The following is a 684-nucleotide window of genomic DNA, read 5'->3' as shown; positions in this document are numbered from 1 at the left end:
GTGAAAGGGGATAGCTGAGTTGGGAAACCGCCGGAGAGAGAGGACCTAGGGCGGGGATCCAGGAGGTCTCCCTCCCCCTTGTGGCTGCATCCTCTGCTGAAAAAGCACCTCATCGACAATCGGGGCGCCATCGCGGATTTTCTGCAGGCCGCTCAGCACAATTGGCTCATTGGCCTCCAAACCCTCCAGCACCTCATAGCTGTTTCCGTAGATGGATCCCAGCTGCACCGGCCTTTGCACCGCCACCGCCCCCGGGGGCATGCCCTCTGCTGGCGGCTCCGTTGTCTGCACCGTGTAGACAAAGGTTTGCGCCCCCAAGCGGGCCACCGCCGTCACCGGCACCAGCAAGGCCGGCCGCTCCTCCCAGATGACCCGAGTCCGCACAAACTGGGCCGAGCGCAACTGGCCGGCAGGGTTCTCCAGAAGAGCCTTGGCCAGCACCGATTGCGTGGCGGCGTTGGCTTCGGGAGCAATGAAAGAGATTTGGCTGCTGCCGATCACCTCGCCGCGGCTATCCAGGATCTGCACCGGCGTGCCAATGCGCAGCTGGGGGGCCCGCTGCAACGGGATGTTGAGGTTGAGCTCCAGCGCCTGGGTTTGGGTCAAGGTGGTCAAAACCGTCTGAGGCGTCACGTAGTCCCCTTGCCGCACCAAAACATCCCCCACAATGCCGGCAAAGGGAGC

The 684-nt window shown here is 63.6% G+C and carries 1 protein-coding gene; it reads right to left on the bottom strand.

The features are described from left to right. Nucleotides 1–45: 45 nt before the first annotated feature. The coding region (locus NW820_RS13215; RefSeq protein ID WP_414407752.1) for an efflux RND transporter periplasmic adaptor subunit at nucleotides 46–684 on the bottom strand (639 nt) is incomplete at its 5' end.

Source organism: Synechococcus sp. R55.7, from assembly GCF_047461955.1.
Taxonomy (GTDB): Bacteria; Cyanobacteriota; Cyanobacteriia; order Thermostichales; family Thermostichaceae; genus Thermostichus.
This window is presented reverse-complemented; position numbering and strand designations above follow the sequence as displayed.